The 17,166-nt window shown below is 72.3% G+C and carries 14 protein-coding genes and 1 tRNA gene; 6 read left to right on the top strand and 9 right to left on the bottom strand.

Translation table 11 applies throughout. The features are described 5' to 3' along the window. Window positions 1-47 precede the first annotated feature (47 nt). Window positions 48-2,576 (bottom strand): ABC transporter permease, encoded by a 2,529-nt coding sequence (locus tag IE118_RS26850; RefSeq protein WP_189560637.1) that lies wholly within the window; start codon window positions 2,574-2,576, stop codon window positions 48-50. Between the two features lie 69 nt (window positions 2,577-2,645). Continuing rightward, a complete protein-coding gene (locus IE118_RS26845) occupies window positions 2,646-3,416 on the bottom strand; it encodes an ABC transporter ATP-binding protein (RefSeq protein ID WP_189560636.1) in 771 nt (256 codons plus the stop codon). 390 nt (window positions 3,417-3,806) lie between these two features. Here IE118_RS26845 and IE118_RS26840 point away from each other — a divergent pair. After that, window positions 3,807-3,893: transfer RNA gene (locus IE118_RS26840), tRNA-Leu, on the top strand. 459 nt (window positions 3,894-4,352) lie between these two features. Beyond that, complete coding sequence (locus tag IE118_RS26835) at window positions 4,353-5,258, top strand: Bax inhibitor-1/YccA family protein (RefSeq protein ID WP_189560635.1); 906 nt, start codon at window positions 4,353-4,355, stop codon at window positions 5,256-5,258. An 83-nt stretch (window positions 5,259-5,341) separates the two neighbouring features. Here IE118_RS26835 and IE118_RS26830 read toward each other — a convergent pair whose 3' ends face one another. Then, window positions 5,342-5,572: a DUF4287 domain-containing protein gene (locus IE118_RS26830; protein ID WP_189560634.1), complete on the bottom strand. Its 231-nt coding sequence runs from the start codon at window positions 5,570-5,572 to the stop codon at window positions 5,342-5,344. A gap of 101 nt (window positions 5,573-5,673) precedes the next feature. Here IE118_RS26830 and IE118_RS26825 point away from each other — a divergent pair, with 101 nt between their 5' ends. Next, window positions 5,674-5,985 (top strand): hypothetical protein, encoded by a 312-nt coding sequence (locus IE118_RS26825; protein WP_189560633.1) that lies wholly within the window; start codon window positions 5,674-5,676, stop codon window positions 5,983-5,985. A gap of 49 nt (window positions 5,986-6,034) precedes the next feature. On the opposite strand, the gene IE118_RS26820 is transcribed toward IE118_RS26825, so the two are convergent. The 3 genes from IE118_RS26820 to IE118_RS26810 form a co-directional block, all read right to left on the bottom strand. Beyond that, window positions 6,035-6,817, bottom strand: a complete 783-nt coding sequence (locus tag IE118_RS26820; protein ID WP_189560632.1) for a hypothetical protein — start codon at window positions 6,815-6,817, stop codon at window positions 6,035-6,037. 290 nt (window positions 6,818-7,107) lie between these two features. Beyond that, a complete protein-coding gene (locus tag IE118_RS26815) occupies window positions 7,108-8,328 on the bottom strand; it encodes an acetyl-CoA C-acetyltransferase (protein ID WP_189560631.1) in 1,221 nt (406 codons plus the stop codon). Window positions 8,329-8,511: 183 nt separating this feature from the next. Beyond that, the gene (locus IE118_RS26810; protein ID WP_189560630.1) at window positions 8,512-9,540 is read right to left on the bottom strand and encodes an SGNH/GDSL hydrolase family protein; all 1,029 of its coding nucleotides are present in this window, start codon (window positions 9,538-9,540) and stop codon (window positions 8,512-8,514) included. Between the two features lie 162 nt (window positions 9,541-9,702). Between IE118_RS26810 and IE118_RS26805 the strand changes: the two genes are divergently transcribed. Next, window positions 9,703-11,091 carry a cystathionine beta-synthase gene (locus IE118_RS26805; RefSeq protein ID WP_189560629.1) on the top strand — a complete coding sequence of 463 codons (1,389 nt, stop codon included), beginning with the start codon at window positions 9,703-9,705 and terminating at the stop codon, window positions 11,089-11,091. A 367-nt stretch (window positions 11,092-11,458) separates the two neighbouring features. On the opposite strand, the gene IE118_RS26800 is transcribed toward IE118_RS26805, so the two are convergent. Together IE118_RS26800 and IE118_RS26795 are read right to left on the bottom strand one after the other, a co-directional pair. Then, complete coding sequence (locus tag IE118_RS26800; RefSeq protein WP_189560755.1) at window positions 11,459-11,881, bottom strand: hypothetical protein; 423 nt, start codon at window positions 11,879-11,881, stop codon at window positions 11,459-11,461. Between the two features lie 85 nt (window positions 11,882-11,966). After that, a complete protein-coding gene (locus IE118_RS26795) occupies window positions 11,967-13,706 on the bottom strand; it encodes an LCP family protein (protein WP_189560628.1) in 1,740 nt (579 codons plus the stop codon). 307 nt (window positions 13,707-14,013) lie between these two features. Between IE118_RS26795 and IE118_RS26790 the strand changes: the two genes are divergently transcribed. Both IE118_RS26790 and IE118_RS26785 read left to right on the top strand, forming a co-directional pair. Further along, the gene (locus IE118_RS26790; protein ID WP_189560627.1) at window positions 14,014-14,856 is read left to right on the top strand and encodes a MurR/RpiR family transcriptional regulator; all 843 of its coding nucleotides are present in this window, start codon (window positions 14,014-14,016) and stop codon (window positions 14,854-14,856) included. A 109-nt stretch (window positions 14,857-14,965) separates the two neighbouring features. Continuing rightward, window positions 14,966-15,550, top strand: coding sequence for a hypothetical protein (locus IE118_RS26785; RefSeq protein ID WP_189560754.1), 585 nt, complete (start codon window positions 14,966-14,968; stop codon window positions 15,548-15,550). 132 nt (window positions 15,551-15,682) lie between these two features. Here IE118_RS26785 and IE118_RS26780 read toward each other — a convergent pair whose 3' ends face one another. Continuing rightward, complete coding sequence (locus tag IE118_RS26780) at window positions 15,683-17,104, bottom strand: type III PLP-dependent enzyme domain-containing protein (protein WP_189560626.1); 1,422 nt, start codon at window positions 17,102-17,104, stop codon at window positions 15,683-15,685. Window positions 17,105-17,166: the final 62 nt, after the last annotated feature.

Raw genomic sequence — 17,166 nt, 5'->3', positions numbered from 1 at the left:
CCCCGTCCCACCCGGAACGGGGCCCGCACCGCCGTGCCGCCGCCCGGCTACTCGGCCTTGATCGCCTGCAGCATGTTCAGCCGGGCCGCCCGCCGCGCCGGCCACAGCGCCGCCAGCACACCGACCAGGCCGGCCAGCAGCAGGAACACGCCCATCCGGGCCCACGGCAGGACCAGTTCGTACGTCGCCATCGTGGTCCCCATCAGCTCACCGACCGCCCAGCCGAAGAACACCCCGAGGCCGATGCCGAGCACCCCGCCGAACAGGGAGATCACCAGGGACTCCAGGCGGACCATCCGCTTGATGCCCTTGCGGTCCAGGCCGATCGCCCGCAGCATGCCGATCTCCTGGGCACGCTCGAACACCGACATGGCCAGAGTGTTGATCACACCGAGGACCGCCACGATCACCGCCATCGCCAGCAGGCCGTAGACCATGTTCAGCACCACGGTGAACATCTGCGCGATCTGGTTCGAGAGGTCCTGCTTGTCCTGGACCCGGATCCCCGGGTTGCTGCCGAGGGCCTTCTCCAGCGACTCCTTCACCGCGTCGGACGCGCCGTCGGCGGTCTTCACCATGACCATCATGTCGGACGGCTCGGACTCGTGCGGAGCGAGCGTCGCGGTGTCGATCATGATGCCACTGATCATCTCGTTGGCCAGGTAGACGCCGGAGACCGTCAGCCGCTGCTTCTCGCCGTCCTCGTAGGCGACGGTGAAGACCGACCCCGTCTTCCAGCCGCGCGCCTTCGCCGTGCCGTCGTCCACGGCCACCCGCGCGCCACCGACCTGGAAGGCGCCGGACTTCATCTCGAACTCGGTCAGCTCGTTGATCGCCGAGCCGGTGACACCGGTCAGGTACTCGGTCTCGCCGTCGATGCGGGAGACGGCGTTGCGCATCGGGCTGGTGGCGGTGACCCCGTCGGCCCCCTGCAGCGTCTTCGCGACATCCGGCGACAGCGCGTTGCCGTTCGCCATGGAGACCACGTAGTCCGCCTCGATCGACTCGGCCGCCATCTTGTCGATGGACTTCTGCAGGCTGCCGGCCGCCACCGTCATACCGGTGATCAGGGTGAGCCCGATCATCAGCGCGGACGCGGTGGCCGCGGTACGGCGCGGGTTGCGCAGCGAGTTCTGCCGGGCCAGCTTGCCGGAGACCCCGAAGACGCGCAGGACCGGAGCGGCCGCGGCGATCAGCGGACGGGACAGCAGCGGGGTCAGGATGAAGACACCGATGATCAGCAGCACCGCGCCGATGCCCATGGGCGCCTGGCCGTCGGAGCCGCTCATCGTGGTGGCCGCGAGCACCACCGCGACACCCGCCGCCGAGAACAGCGCGCCCAGCGTGTTGCGCAGCACCAGCGACTTGGTGGTCGCCTGGGCGTGCAGGGCGCTCATCGCCGCCACCGGCGGGATCTTCGCGGCCCGGCGTCCGGGCAGCCACGCGGCGAGCATCGTGACCACGATGCCGACGGCGAAGGCGGAGGCGACCGTGCCCGGGCTGATCACCAGGGGCCCGTCGGGCATGGGCGCGTCCAGGGTTCCCATCAGGGAGCGCAGACCGACGCCGATGCCGACGCCGGCGGCCAGCCCCGCGACCGCGGCGACCGCGCCCACCACGAACGCCTCGATCAGCACCGACCGGGTGACCTGGCGGCGGGAGGCGCCGACGGCGCGCATCAGCGCCAGTTCCTTGGTCCGCTGGGCGACCAGCATGGTGAAGGTGTTGGCGATGATGAACGTGCCGACGAACAGCGCGATGCCGGCGAACACCAGCAGCCCCTGCTTCAGTCCGCTCATCGAGGAGGCGATCGCCTCCGCCTGGTCGTCGGCGAGCCTCGTGCCGGTCGTGGTCTGCACGACGTCGGCGGGCAGCGCCTCGTCCAGCTGGGCCCGCAGCGCGCTCTCGCCGACGCCGTCCTTCGCCTTGACGGCGATCTCGTCGAAGGTGCCGGCCTTGCCGAACAGCTTCTGCGCGGTCGTGGTGTCGAACAGCGTGAGGCTGCCGCCGGCCGCGACATTGCCGTCGTCGGTGGTGAAGACGCCGGTGATCTCCGGCTCCAGGACGGGACCGTCGACCGACATCCGCACGGTGTCGCCGACCCGGTAGCCGGCCCGCTCCGCCGTCTCGGAGTCGATGAGGATCTCGCCCTCGCCCCGGGGCGCGCGGCCCTCGGTCAGCGGATAGCGCGGGTCCTCGTCACCCCAGTAGTTGCCGCCCTGCGACTGGAAGCCGCTGCCGATCAGCTTGCCGTCCTTGCCGGCGAGCGCGGTGAAGCCGGTGACGACCCCGATGGCCCGCTCGGCGCCGGGCACCCGGGCACTGTCGTCGACCAGGGCGCGGGTCAGCTCCCGCGGCTCGCCGACCTTGTCGCCCTCGGCCTCCTGCCAGTCGGGGGTGACGGAGACGTCGACGTGGTCGAAGCCCTTGGCGGACTGCTTCTGCAGGGCGGCGGAGAGGGTGTTGGTGAAGACCAGGGTCCCCGACACGAAGGCCACGCCGAGCATCACGGCGAGCACGGTCATCAGGAGCCGGGCCTTGTGCGCGGACACGTTGCGCAAGGCGGTACGGAACATGGGAGTCTTCTCGAGTCCAGACGTACGGAAGAGGGGCGGACGGGCGGGACGGCGGAGCCGCCGGTCGGGTCAGCTGGTGCGGCCCCTGGCGTCGAACCGCTTCATCCGGTCGAGCACCGAGTCGGCCGTCGGCCCGTACACCTCGTCCACGATCCGGCCGTCCGCGAGGAACACCACGCGGTCCGCGTAGGCGGCGGCGACCGGGTCGTGGGTCACCATGACCACCGTCTGCCCCAGTTCCCGCACGGAGTTGCGCAGGAAGCCCAGCACCTCGGCGCCGGAGCGGGAGTCGAGGTTCCCGGTGGGCTCGTCACCGAAGATGATCTCGGGCCGGGAGGCCAGCGCCCGGGCCACGGCGACCCGCTGCTGCTGACCGCCGGACAGCTGCGAGGGGCGGTGGCTCAGCCGGTCCGCCAGTCCGACCATCCGGATCACGCTGTCCAGCCACTCCTTGTCCGGCTTGCGGCCGGCGATGTCCATCGGGAGGGTGATGTTCTCCAGGGCGGACAGCGTCGGGAGCAGGTTGAACGCCTGGAAGATGAAGCCGATCTTGTCCCGGCGCAGCCGGGTGAGCTGCTTGTCCTTCAGCGAGCCCAGCTCGGTCTCGCCGATGCGCACGGACCCCGAGGAGAACGTGTCGAGTCCGGCCACGCAGTGCATCAGCGTGGACTTGCCGGAGCCGGAGGGGCCCATGATCGCGGTGAACTCGGCCTGCCGGAAGGCGACGGAGACCCGGTCCAGGGCGACCACCTGGGTCTCGCCCTGACCGTAGATCTTCGACAGCTCCGTGGCGCGCGCGGCCACGGTGGTGGTCCGGTCGGCTGGGGGTGCGGTGGTCACGGGATGGACGCTCCTGTCGGGACGGCGTGTGCTCGGGGGACGCGTCCATCCTTTCGGCGCTTTGCCGCCGTGTAGTCACCCGCTGCTCCCGTTCCGGGGAGCAACCAGGGACGGACCACGGGGCCTCGCGTCATACCTGAGGATGACCGCGCACCCTGAGCCGATCGTGCCGAGAACGGGTGGAGCGCCCTTGTTCGGACGGTGAAATTCCGTCATTCCGCATACATGGCGGGGCGTCAGCCGCGAGGCTGTTGGCACGTGCTGACGGCGAGTTCCAAGTCCTGATGCACCCTCAGGCGCCAATAAAATAAGACAAGATCGGTCCCTCCCGCCGTCGGCGGCGCGGGGGTCACCGATAGGCTCGGAGCCGCGAAGCGGAGCCCATGGCCTGCCCGGATGGTGGAATGCAGACACGGCGAGCTTAAACCTCGCTGCCCCTGAGCGGGCGTGCCGGTTCAAGTCCGGCTCCGGGCACCACCACGCTTCCCCTCATGATCGGCAGGAGGCCCCTGCCGCGGTCCTCGCGTGTCCACGGGGTGGGCGCACATCGCATTCACGAACGGCGGGGGAGCGCGCGCCCGGCACGGTGAGCGCGACGGCCGGCGCGCGTCACCGTCATGATCACCGGAGCGGGCCGGCCGGCTCGCCCGACGCCTGCCCCGCGGACCGCCTCACTCCCTCCCGCGCCGCCGGCACCGAGCCGGCCCGGAGCGGGCGACGGCTTCCCCCTCCGCCGGGGCGGATGATCTCCGTCCGGTTCCGGGCGGGTACCGGGTCGGTCATGGTCCCGTCCCTCGTGGTGTAGGGAATCACCGGGCCGCGTAGCGTGTTGCGCAGCAAGACGAGGGAAAGATCCTCCCCAAGCATTAGGGTCAATCCTTTGCCTACCTATTACTCTTGAGCCAAGGCCGCACTGAGTGGCCATGGAGGAGTGAAATGAGGAGCAGAAACCCGGTCTTCTCGCGACGGGGGTTCAGCCGCGACAACGGCTACGCGGGCTTCAACACCGCGCCGCAGGCCGGGGGTCCCGCTGTCGCCACGCAGGCCAACCCGTACGCGCAGCCGACGGGCAACCCGTACGCGCAGAACCCCTACGCGCAGAACCCTTACGCGCAGCAGGACCAGCAGTACGGCGCCCCGCAGGCGCCGGCCACCACCGGCCGGATGACGATCGACGACGTCATCATCCGCACGGCGAGCACCCTCGGTCTGCTGATCGTGACGGCCGCGCTCTCCTGGGCGCTGCTGCCGGTCGACGACGCCAACATCAGCCGGTCCTACGGCATCGCCATCGGTGCCGCCCTGATCGGCATGGTCCTGGCGCTCGTGCAGTCCTTCAAGCGCAAGCCCACGCCCGCGCTGATCCTGACCTACGCCGCGTTCGAGGGTGTCTTCCTCGGCGTGATCTCCAGCATCGTCGACAACCGCATCGCGGACGGCGCGGCCATGCAGGCCGTGCTCGGCACGATGGCGGTCTTCGCCGGTGTGCTGGTGGCGTACAAGGCGGGCTGGATCCGCGTCAACCGCCGTTTCTACGGCTTCGTGATGGCGGCCGCCCTCGGCTTCATCCTGCTGATGGCGGTGAACCTGCTGTTCGCGGTGATCGGCGGCGGTGACGGCCTCGGCTTCCGCAGCGGCCCGCTCGGCATCGTCTTCGGAATCGTCGGCATCATCCTCGGTGCCTGCTTCCTGGCCCTGGACTTCAAGCAGGTCGAGGACGGCATCGCCTACGGTGCCCCGCGCGAGGAGGCTTGGTTCGCCGCCTTCGGCCTCACGCTGACGCTGGTGTGGATCTACATGGAGTTCCTGCGACTCATCGCGATCTTCAACAGCAGCGACTGACGACGGCCGGCGTCCCGCACGCCCCCCGACGCCACCAAGGGCCCCGGTTCCCACCGGGGCCCTTCGTCGTGCAGGGGGAGGCCCTAGCCCAGCTTGCGGGCCGCCCTGCGCAGGTCGTACTCGTGGACGATCGCCTTGGCGTGGCCGTACGCCAGGTCGTGCTCGTGCCGGAGCCAGCTGACCTTCTCCTCGAAACGGAACAGCGACGGGCCTTCTTCGACGGTGCGCAGCCAGTCGGAGATCTCCCGGCCGGTGCAGTGCGGGATGCGGGCGAGCATGTTGCGATGGGTCTCTGCGGAGAAGACTTGGGACATCGGCGCCTCCGGACGCTGGGATGTAAGCCGGTCCTTCAGGTCACCGTGCCCGAGCGTCCGCCCGTTGGCAACAGTCCTGCGGGGCCGCGTACGCTCGCCGCGTGGTTGATACGACGCCCTTCACCCGTGCCGTGGATCATTTCGCCGACCGCCTGCGGGCCGCGCCGCAGAGCCGGCTGCAACGCGGCGGGGCCGCCGAGGCGCTCGCCCTGGCCAGGGAAATGGCGCGGCGCACCCAGCTCGTCGAGGAGCCCGGCACCGAGCCGCGCCAGATGCCCGACGCGGGCATGTTCGCCGCCGCCGACCAGATCACCGTCGCCGGGCACGACCTGGCCCTCGTACTGAAGAACGACGAGGAGGTCGAGGAAGCGGTACGGCTGGTGGAGGAGGCGCGGGAACGCGCCGGGGTGTAGCCGGCCCGGAGACGGACCGGCGGCCGACCCGCGGGCCGGGGCCCGGGGGCTACAGGGACGCGATGACGCGGTCCGCCAGGATGTAGACGCTCTCCTCGCCGCAGGAGAAGGTCAGCGTGTACGCCCCCGAGATGCCGGACCCGCCCAGCAGGAACGGGGTCTCGCCCGCGCGCAGGGCCGCCGCCAGCCGCTCCGCGGTCTCCCGGTGGCCCGGCGTCATGCACAGCGTCGTCCCGTCGGCGAACACGTAGACGTCCAGCGTGCCCAGCGGGCCCGGGCGGACGTCGGTCAGCTCCGTGCGGGAACCGGCCAGCTCCTCCAGGAGGGTCACGGTGCGCTCGTGGTCGTTCACCACCGGCGAGGGGTTCGGCACGAAGTCCGGGTGCGAGGGGTGACGGCGGCGGGCCGCCGCCAGCTCGGGCGAGTCCCCGGGGTGGTCCTCCAGGTCGGCGCCCGGCTCGGTCACCGGTTCCAGGCCCGCGAAGTCGGCCTGCCGGGGCAGGAACAGCTCGCTGTCGGCGAGCCCGCCCAGCAGGGACGGCGCGTCGGAGGCGTCACGCGCCTCCTGGGCGGCCCAGAACGCCCGCGCCTCGGCCAGCTCGCGCTCCCGCTCCTCGGCGAGCGCGTCCGCCACCGCCGCGCGTATCTCGTCGGCGTCGGCCGCGCGGGCGGAGGGAACGCGGGCCCGCGCGTCGGCGGCCCGGTTCCCCGCCAGCTCGGTGTGCAGGGCCGCGACCTGCCGGCGCAGCACCATGATGCTGCGCAACACGGCGACGCCCACGGCGCCCGTGGCGGCCGTGGTGATCAACAGGGCGATCGGCATGGCGCTCACTGACGTACTCCCGGTTCAAAGTCGACCCCCGACTTCCTACATCAGCTTGAAGGGCGGACTGACCTTCTGTCAGTGCGTAACATCACGAAACGGACAGCTCTTTGGTTCCGGGCCCGTCCGGGGGTCGACGCTGACCTGCGAGGATCCCTCCGGCGGGAGGGATAGGTCACATCCTGGGGGAGATTGGATCACAAAACGGCCCGGACCCCCGGCCTGCCGGGGTTCCGGGCCTGTGGTGCACGCACCGTGGTCCGGCGGCTACCGTGCGGTCGCCGCCGGGACCGCGGCGGTCAGCTGAGGCGCTCGATGACCATCGCCATGCCCTGGCCGCCGCCGACGCACATCGTCTCCAGACCGAACTGCTTGTCGTGGAACTGCAGGGAGTTGATGAGCGTGCCGGTGATGCGGGCGCCGGTCATGCCGAAGGGGTGGCCGACGGCGATGGCACCGCCGTTGACGTTCACCTTCTCCAGCGGGATGCCGAGGTCGCGGTAGGAGGGGATCACCTGGGCGGCGAACGCCTCGTTGATCTCGACCAGGTCGATGTCGTCGACGGTCAGGCCGGCGCGGGAGAGCGCCCGCTTGCTCGCCTCGACCGGGCCGAGGCCCATGATCTCCGGGGAGAGGCCGGAGACGCCGGTGGAGACGATCCGGGCGAGCGGGGTGAGGCCGAGCTCGCGGGCCTTGGTGTCGCTCATGATGACGAGCGCCGCGGCTCCGTCGTTCAGCGGGCAGCAGTTGCCCGCGGTGACGAGCCCGTCCGGGCGGAAGACCGGCTTGAGGCCCTGGACACCCTCCAGGGTGACGCCGGCGCGGGGGCCGTCGTCCTTGCTGACGACCGTGCCGTCGGGCAGCGTGACCGGGGTGATCTCGCGCTCCCAGAAGCCGTTCTTGATGGCTTCCTCGGCGAGGTTCTGCGAGCGGACGCCGAACTCGTCCATGTCCTGGCGGGTGACGCCCTTGAGGCGGGCCAGGTTCTCGGCGGTCTGGCCCATCGCGATGTACGGGTCGGGCAGCAGGCCGTCCTCGCGCGGGTCGTGCCAGGTGGAGCCCTCCGACGCCGCGACGGCGGCGGTACGGGCCTCGGCCTCGGCGAACAGCGGGTTGCGGGTGTCCGGGAGGCTGTCGGAGTTGCCCTTGGCGAAGCGCGAGACGGTCTCGACGCCGGCCGAGATGAAGACGTCGCCCTCGCCGGCCTTGATGGCGTGCAGGGCCATGCGGGAGGTCTGCAGCGAGGACGAGCAGTAGCGGGTGACGGTGCAGCCCGGGAGGTGGTCCATCCCCATCTGCACGGCGACGACGCGCCCGAGGTTGTTGCCCTGCTCGCCGCCGGGGAGGCCGCAGCCGAGCATCAGGTCCTCGATGTCCTTCGGGTCCAGCTCGGGGACCTTGGCGAGGGCGACCTGGATGATCGTGGCGGTCAGGTCGTCCGGACGTACGTCCTTCAGGGAGCCCTTGAAGGCGCGGCCGATGGGGGAGCGGGCGGCAGAGACGATCACGGCTTCGGGCATCACGGCTCCAGAGCGGGTGGGCGAACCGGCGGGTTGGTGCAGCTCTCTGGGAAGTTACCTGTCCGTACCGTCCCGGTCACTGCCTCCGCGGTGTGACATGGGCCGCAACTTTCTAAGCGCTTGCTTGGCTGTGCGGCCCCTCCCTGCCGCCGGTCGGTGACAGCCCTGTCGCGAGGCGGGAGGTCAGGGCGACGGCTGCGGTGAGGGCTGGGGCTCGCTCGCCGGGACCCGGCGCCGCCGGCGGCGCTTGAGCAGCGCCCAGGCGCCCCGCGGTCCCGAGGGCATGGCCGCCGCGACCTCCGTGCCCGCCTCCGAGGCCGCCTCGGCCGCGGCGCGGGCCACCGGCAGGAAGCCCTCCCGGCGGGCGGCGTCCGGACGCTCCTCGTCCGCCGGCCACAGCCCCAGCGCCGCGCACACCGTCGGCAGCACCGCCATCGCCGCCGTCGCGTACCCCTCCGCGGAGGGGTGGTAGCTGTCCGGCCCGAACAGCTCCCGCGGGTTCGCCGCGAACTCCGGTCCGAGCAGGTCGCCCAGCGACACCGTCCGCCCGCCCTGCTCGACGACGCCGATCGTCTGGGCCGCCGCGAGCTGCCGCGAGGCACGCCGGGCCAGCCAGCGCAGCGGCTGCCGCACCGGTTCGAGCGTGCCGAGGTCGGGGCAGGTCCCCACCACCACCTCCGCACCGGCCGTCCGCAGCCGGCGCACCGCCGCGCTCAGGTGGCGCACGGACTGGGTGGCCGGCATCCGGTGGGTCACGTCGTTGGCGCCGACCATGATCACGCACATGTCGGGCACCCGGGACGGATCCGCCAGCGCCCGCGTCACCTGCCGGTCCAGGTCGTCGGAGCAGGCCCCCGGCACCGCGACCGTGCTCAGCCCCACCGGACGCTCCGCGATCGCCGCCACCCCCGACGCCAGCAGCGCGCCCGGCGTCTGCCCGCCCCGGTGCACGCCCTGCCCCGCGGCCGTGGAGTCGCCCAGCATCGTCAGCCGCAGCGCCGGCTCCCCGGGCACCGTGTAGGCCGCCCCGTACAGACCGTCCGCGTTCGGGACGTAGCCGAGCGGGCCGCTGCCCACCCGCCGCCGTGCGAGCTGCGCCTGGGCCACCAGCAGACCCACGGTCGCCGCGCCGGCCAGGCCGACGCTCCCGCCGCCGTAAGCGGCGCCGGCCGCGATCCTCCGGGCCACCCGTGCCCTCGACATGCCCGTCATGCTCGCCGCCACCTCCTCGAAGCCGTACACCCAGTGCTTGCCCCGTACGCACCGTGGTCCAATCCCCACAGCCGGTGAACGACCCGGGAGGGTTCGGCCGGGGAGGGCCTAGGCTGGTTCGACCACTACGACCACATCTTTTGCAAGCATCCGGAGACAACGGTGCAATTCCACGACTCGATGATCAGCCTCGTCGGCAACACCCCGCTGGTGCGGCTCAACAACGTGACCAAGGGCATCAGGGCGACCGTCCTGGCCAAGGTGGAGTACTTCAACCCGGGCGGCTCCGTGAAGGACCGCATCGCCCTGCGCATGATCGAGGCGGCGGAGCGGAGCGGGGAGCTGAAGCCAGGCGGCACCATCGTCGAGCCGACCAGCGGCAACACCGGGGTCGGCCTCGCCATCGTGGCCCAGCAGAAGGGCTACAAGTGCATCTTCGTCTGCCCGGACAAGGTGTCCACCGACAAGATCAACGTGCTGCGCGCCTACGGGGCCGAGGTCGTCGTCTGCCCGACCGCCGTCGCGCCGGAGCACCCCGACTCCTACTACAACGTCTCCGACCGGCTGGTGCGCGAGACGCCGGGGGCGTGGAAGCCGGACCAGTACTCCAACCCCCACAACCCCCTCTCGCACTACCACTCCACCGGCCCGGAGCTGTGGGAGCAGACCGAGGGCAGGATCACCCACTTCGTGACCGGCGTCGGCACCGGCGGCACCATCTCCGGGACGGGCCGCTACCTGAAGGAGGCCAGCGAGGGCCGCGTGCGGGTGATCGGCGCCGACCCCGAGGGCTCCGTGTACTCGGGCGGCTCCGGGCGGCCCTACCTGGTCGAGGGCGTCGGCGAGGACTTCTGGCCCACGGCCTACGACCGTGACGTCGCCGACGAGATCGTCGCCGTCTCCGACAAGGACTCCTTCCAGATGACCCGCCGCCTCGCCAAGGAGGAGGGCCTGCTGGTCGGCGGTTCCTGCGGCATGGCGGTCGTCGCGGCGCTGGAGGTCGCCTCCCGGCTCGGTGAGGACGACGTGGTCGTGGTCCTGCTCCCGGACAGCGGCCGCGGCTACCTCAGCAAGATCTTCAACGACGAGTGGATGGCCGACTACGGCTTCCTGGAGGACACCGGCTCCAGCGCCCGCGTCGCCGACGTCCTGAACGACAAGGAGGGAGGCCACATCCCCTCCCTCGTCCACATGCACCCCGACGAGACGATCGGCCAGGCCATCGAGGTGCTGCGCGAGTACGGCGTCTCGCAGATGCCCGTGGTCAAGCCGGGCGCCGGCCACCCGGACGTGATGGCCGCCGAGGTCGTCGGCTCGGTGGTGGAGCGGGAACTGCTGGACGCGCTGTTCAGCAAGGCCGCCTCGCTCGACGACCCGCTGGAGAAGCACATGTCCGCGCCGCTGCCGCAGGTCGGCTCCGGCGAGCCCGTCGCCGACCTGATGGCCGTCCTCGGCAAGGACGACGCGGCCATCGTCCTCGTCGAGGGCAAGCCGACCGGTGTGGTCGGCCGCCAGGACCTGCTGTCCTTCCTCGCCAAGACCGGGAAGTGACGGGGCGCCGGGCGGGAGCGGACCGGCCGTGACCGGCCGGGTGCCGCCGCGCGGGTCAACCCCGTGGACTTCGCGGAAGCGGTACGAGGGCGTCATGTGCGCGCAGCACTCGCTTAACACGGCTCCGGCACAGTGGTGGGTGTCGGCAGGGAAGGAAGGGCCCCCGCCCAGGCGTTGAGCTTGGGAGAGGCTCCCCGGACCCGCCGGCGACCACGCGGCGTCGAAGGACTACCGGAGCGGCTCCCGGACCTCCCTGGACGCCCCGGGACGCGCGGCCTCCTCAACGGGGCGCGCGTCCTCCGCGGGGACCGCCGTCGTCCCGCCCCCCGGCCTACGGGGGTGCGGCGGTCCCCGCGCAAACCCGCCCTCAGTCCTCCCAGTCGCCGTCCCGGCGGCTCTTGCGGGAGCCGAACAGGCCCGGGTTGGTGCGGACCGCCTGCACCACGTTGACGCCGACGATGCCGGCCCAGGTGACCAGCAGGCCCGGCAGCTGGCCCACGCCCCCGCCGATGGCGGACAGCGGCACCGCCAGGACCAGCGAGACGATGCCGAAGCCGAACCGCTCCCCCCAGGAGTCCGTGGCCCTCGGCGACCGCGCGTCCCGGGCCACCGTCAGCTGCCGCTCGGCGAGCTGACGGCGCACCCGGCGCTCCACCGCGCCGTCGATGCGCTGGTCGACCTTCTCCAGGAACGAGTCGACCAGCGCCGACTCGTACTCCTCGCCCAGCTCCCTGCGCGCCTGCAGGGAGGCGTTGAGTTCCTTCTTCAGCTCGGCGTCCCGCGCGTCCATTCCGGTCATGGGCACCACGGTAGGCAGGCGGGGGCCCGTTGACACTGGGGGTAACCCCCGTCCGGGACTCGGGTTCGCCGGGCCCCTACTTCCCGCACATCTTCTGGTCGGCCCGGGACTGGCCGACGTCGACCTTCTTCGGCGCGGCGACGGGCACGCCCGCCTTCCTGAAGTCGGGGCCGAGGGTGAGCCGCATCGGCTGCGCCGCGTCCGAGTCCTCGCCGCCCGGCTTCAGGGCCGAGGCGGGCAGGCCCATCAGATCCGCGAGCTTGCGGGCCTGGTCGGCCTGTTCCGGCGCGTACTCCAGCCGGGTCCTGTCAACCTTCGCGGGGGCGTTGCCCTGGTTGGCGGACCGGGCCACCCCCTCACTCGTCCGGAGCCAGACCAGCGTCTCCTGCGCGGCGCCGGCCGGGCCGCCGCCGTTGAGGACGTCGACGTGCACGGCGGACGCCTCCGCCCGCGGGCCGTCGAGGAGCGCCGCCTGCTTGTCCTTGGCGTCCTTCTCCTTCTTCTTCACCTCGGTGAAGGAGACGTCGTCCTGGAGCATGGCGAACACCTGCGGCGCCTTGACCGGGTCCGGCACGACGGTGACCGGCGTGGGCTCGGCCGGGTTGTCGATCACCGGGAGCGTCATCAGCGTGATGTTCTTGAGGTCGATCCTGGTGAGTTCCCTGGCCAGGGTGAGGAGCTTGGACGCGCTGCCTATGCCCTTGTCCACGGTGAGGGACTTGGTGGCCGCGTCCGCCACGTCGAGCATCTTCGACGGGCTGTCCAGCGTGTCCTCCTTGAGCTGCCGGATCATCGACGCGACGAACTTCTGCTGCATCTCGATCCGGTCGAGGTCGCTCTCGTTCTTCAGGCCGTGCCGGTTGCGGAGGAACGACAGTGCCTGCTCGCCCTCGATGGTGCTCCTGCCGGCCGGCAGGTCGAGTTTGGTCCCGCCGTCCAGGTCCTTGATGGGCTTCTCCAGGCACACCTCGACGCCGCCGACGGCGGTGGACAGCGTCTTGACCGCGTTGAAGTCGAACATCATGAAGTGGTCGACCTCGACGCCGGCGATCTCCTCGACGGTCCGCATGGTGCAGCCGGGATCGCGGCCGTTCACGCCGTAGGACTCGTTGAAGCGGGTGGTGCCCTTCGATCCGGGGACGACCTCGGTCGAACCGTCCGGCTGCCTGGTCTCGCAGTCCGGGATCGTGGTCATCATGTCCCGGGGGATGCTCACCACGGTCGCGTTGGAGCGGTCCCCGGCGACGTGGAAGAGCAGGGTGGTGTCGGCGTGACCGGTGACGTTGTCCCGGTTGCCGTAGGCCTCGTTGCCCTCGCCGGTGCGGACGTCGTTGCCGATGACCAGGATGTTGACCGGCCCGTCCGCCAGGACCTTGTCACTGCCCACGTCACCGATGTCGACGGTGTCGATGTTGCCGTTGAGGCGGTCGTACCAGTAGTAGGCGAACGCCGAGCCGCCGACGAGGACCAGGCCGAGGGCGCCGCCCGTCCACATCAGGGCCTTACGGCGGGCGCCGCCCTTGCGCTGCTGCGGGCGCCTGCGCCGCCCGGGGTCCTGTGGGCCGTCCGCGTCGGGGGCGGGCGCGGGCGCGGGAGTGGCGCGGTGGCCGCGCTGCCCGGGCACCCGGGCCGGGGCGGACGACGGTGCGGACGAGGGGGAGGCGGGGCGCGGGCGGGACGCGCCGCGCGGGCGGGGGACCGCCGGTCGTCCCGGGGCACCGTTCAGCCGCAGTTCGTAGTCCCCGGTGGCCGGGTTGAGCACCCACTGGTCGGCGGGATCGGTCCCGTCCGCCTGTCCACGACTTGGCGCATCCACGCTCGTTACCAGTCTTCCGTCGGGGGCCCGGGTGACGCCTGGGCCTCAAGGCGCGCGATTGTTCGATGCGTTACGCTATCCGGCTCCTCCGGGATGCGCGGACGTCGTAGCAAAATCGTCGAGATCCGGATCTGTCCCCGACCGGGCACCGTGGGTGATCCCCGCCCCCAGGACGCGTGTACGGCACGATGTCCCGTGCGGCTGTATAACGGCATGCAGAAGTACTGACGGGTGAATGGGCCGAGGGGCACGGTTCAGTGGTCCGGGAAGTCCGAGGGGTCCGAGGGTCCGAGGGGGACGTCACGTCATGAGCGGCACCGAGAGCCCCGCCGCGCGCCTCCAGGCGCTGTTCGAGGGGCACCGGCTGACGCCGACGCAGCGGCGCATCGCGCACAGCATGGTGCGGCGGGCCGCCGACGTGCCGTTCCTGTCCAGTGTGGAGCTGGCCGAACTGGCCGGGGTCAGCCAGCCGTCGGTGACCCGGTTCGCCGTGGCCCTCGGCTTCGACGGCTACCCCGCGCTGCGCCGGCACCTGCGGGAGGTCGCGCCCGTCGAACCCGCGCCGGATCCCGGCGCGTCCAACGCCTACCAGCAGGCCGTCGAGGCCGAGATCGAAAACCTGCGGCACCTGGCGGAGGCGCTGGCCGACGCCGGGCCCGTGCGGCGGGCGGGACGCGTCCTCGCGGGCAGCCGGCCGCTGCCCGTGCTGGGGCTGCGGGCCGCCGCGGCCCAGGCGCACGGCTTCGCCTACTTCGCCGCCAAGGTGCATCCGGACGTACGGCTGCTCAACGAGGGCGGCACGGTGCTCCACGACCGGATCGACGCCGCCGCCCGGGCCGGGGCGAGCGCCCTGCTGTGCTTCGCGCTGCCCCGCCACCCGCGGGAGGTCGTCGACGCCCTCACCCACGCCAGGGAGACGGGGCTGACCGTCGTCACCGTGGCCGACTCGCCGTTCGCGCCGGTCGCCAAGGTGTCCGACCTGCTGCTGCCCGCGGCGGTCGGCACCGGGCTGGCCTTCGACACGGCGTGCGCGCCGATGCTGCTGGGCCGGGTGCTGCTGGAGGCGATGTGCGACGACCTGCCCGACGCGCAGGCACGGCTCGAGGAGTTCGACGTCCGGGCGGCCGCGCGCGGGCTGTTCGTGGACTGACGGCGGGACCCGCCGCGGGGCGCGTCCCCCGGGGGCGCGTTCTCAGACTCGTCTCACCTTGCGCCGCTACCCTCCTGTGTCCACTGGCGTGAGAGACGAGAGGCTGGACGTGACGCGCGGAGGACATGGACTGGCCCGGGTGGCCGTCGTCGTACGGGCCGGGGCCGCGCCGCTGTGGTGGCTCGGAGCCGTCGCCGCGGGCACGGGGGTGCTGGTGCCGGGACTGACCGGGCGCCGGATCGGCGTGCTGGCGGGCGCGGCGCTGTTCCTGGTGGCGGCGGCCGTCGTGGCGTACGGGGGACGGGGGCGGTACCGCGCGCCGGTCCGCCAGGCCGTACGGGCGAGCCGGCACGACGTGCTCCAGGACCGGGCGGTGACCGTGCGCAACTGGCGGCGGGCGCACCGGTGGTGGCTGCTGCTCGCGTTCCTCGCCGCCCTCGGCTCGGCGTTCGCCGCACCCGCGACCGGGGGGCTGCTGCTGGCCGGCTGCGGGGTCGGACTGTGGCTGAAGGCGGCGTGGATCGGCCGGCTGGAGCAGGACGGTGAGGCGCTGCTGTGGGTGCGCGTCGACTGGCTCCGCGCGGGGGCGGGGCGGCCCGCGGGCAAGCGGGTCAAGGCGTACCGCACGACGGGGATCGCGGCGGGGGACGCGGCGCCGGGCGGCTCTCGCCGGAGGGTCGCGGCGGCGGCCTGAGCGGGGACCTCGGGGCGGGGCGCGGGGTGGGTTCGCGCAGTTCCCCGCGCCCCTTGGGGGAGTTCCCCGCCGTGACTCCGTGCCGGTGCGCGACGGCTGGTCGCGCGGTTCCCCGCGCCCCTTCGGGGTGGGTCAGGGGGTGAGGGTGGTCAGGCTGGTGGTGTGGGCGGCGCCCGATTCGGCGACGATCTCCTCGATCGTCTGGGCCGGGCGTACGGTCGCGAAGGTGACCGGGCCCGTGCCGTCCGTGGCGAAACCGAGGACGGCCGGGCGGGGCAGCGAGTTGTACGCGTAGTGGTGGGCGAAGTAGTACGCGCCCGTGTCCAGCGCCGCCGCGTAGTCGCCCTGTTCCAGCAGCGGCAGCTCCTGCCCCTGCGCGAGCAGGTCGCCCGCGAAACAGGCCGGTCCCGCCACGTCCTGCACGACCGCCGGCCCCTCCTTGGGGCGCCCCTTCGCGTCGTAGGCGGCGATCCGCAGCGGCCACGACGCCGGCGCGTACACCGTCCGCGTCGCCACCTGCACGCCCGCGTGCGTCACCGCGACCGGACGCCCGCCCGCGCTCTTGGCGTACTCCACGCGCGCGACCACCGTGCCGTGCTTGGCCAGCAGTGACCGGCCGAACTCGGTGACCAGCCCGTACCGCCCGTCGAACAGCCCCGGCACCGTCTCGCTCAGCAGCCGCGCGTACTCCCCGTACGTGGGGCTGCTCGCCTCCGACGCGAAGTTGACCGGCAGTCCGCCGCCGATGTCGATGGTGTCGATCTGCCGCCGCCCGGCACGCCCGTTGATCTCCTCCGCCAGTGCGTACGTCTCCGAGACGCCCCGCGCCATCATCGACAGCGCGATGCCCTGGGAACCGGAGTGCGCGTGCAGCCGGGTCAGCCACGGCCGGTCCAGGTACGCGCGTATCACCCACTCCCGCGCCCCCTCGTCGCGCAGCGCCACCCCGAACTTCGAGGTCGCCGTCGCCGTGGACAACGCCTCGATGGAGCCGCCGCCGACCTGCGGGTTGACCCGGATGCCGAAGGGGGAGCGGGAGCCGGAGGCGGCCATCAGCGCGTCGATGCGCTCCAGCTCCTGCGGGTTGTCCGCGTTCACGGCGATGCCCAGCGCCAGCGCCTCCTTCAGCTCCGCACGCGTCTTGGCGGGCGAGTCGAGGACCGTCCGCTCCGGCTCCACGCCCGCCGCACGCGCCAGCGCCAGCTCACCCGGGCTCGCCACCTCCGCGCCGATCCCCTCCTCGCGCAGCAGCCGCAGCACCGGCACCAGCGGACTGGCCTTCACCGCGAAGGCGTGCAGCACGGGGGTGCCGGGTGCCGTCACCGCGTCGAACGCCGCCCGCAGCCCGGCCGCCGACTCCCGGATGCCCCGCACGTCGAGCAGCGCCACCAGCGGCACGTCGTCGTCGAGCAGCCCCTGCTCCACGGCGGCCCGCACCGCCCGGTCCCGCCGGGCCGCCCGCCCGGTACCCCGGGGATCGACCTCGTCCGCCAGAACGACCTCGTCAGCCACCGCGTCCCCCGTCCCGTCGGCGTTCTCCATGTTCGCGCGCATGCATCCAGCCAAACATCCCCCGCACGGCCGTGCGGACGCACCCCCCGTCTTGACTAGCTCTA

The sequence above is a fragment of the Streptomyces pilosus genome (assembly GCF_014649835.1).
GTDB lineage: Bacteria > Actinomycetota > Actinomycetes > Streptomycetales > Streptomycetaceae > Streptomyces > Streptomyces pilosus.
Note: the sequence above shows the minus strand (reverse complement) of the source record. Positions and strands in the feature narration are given on the sequence as shown.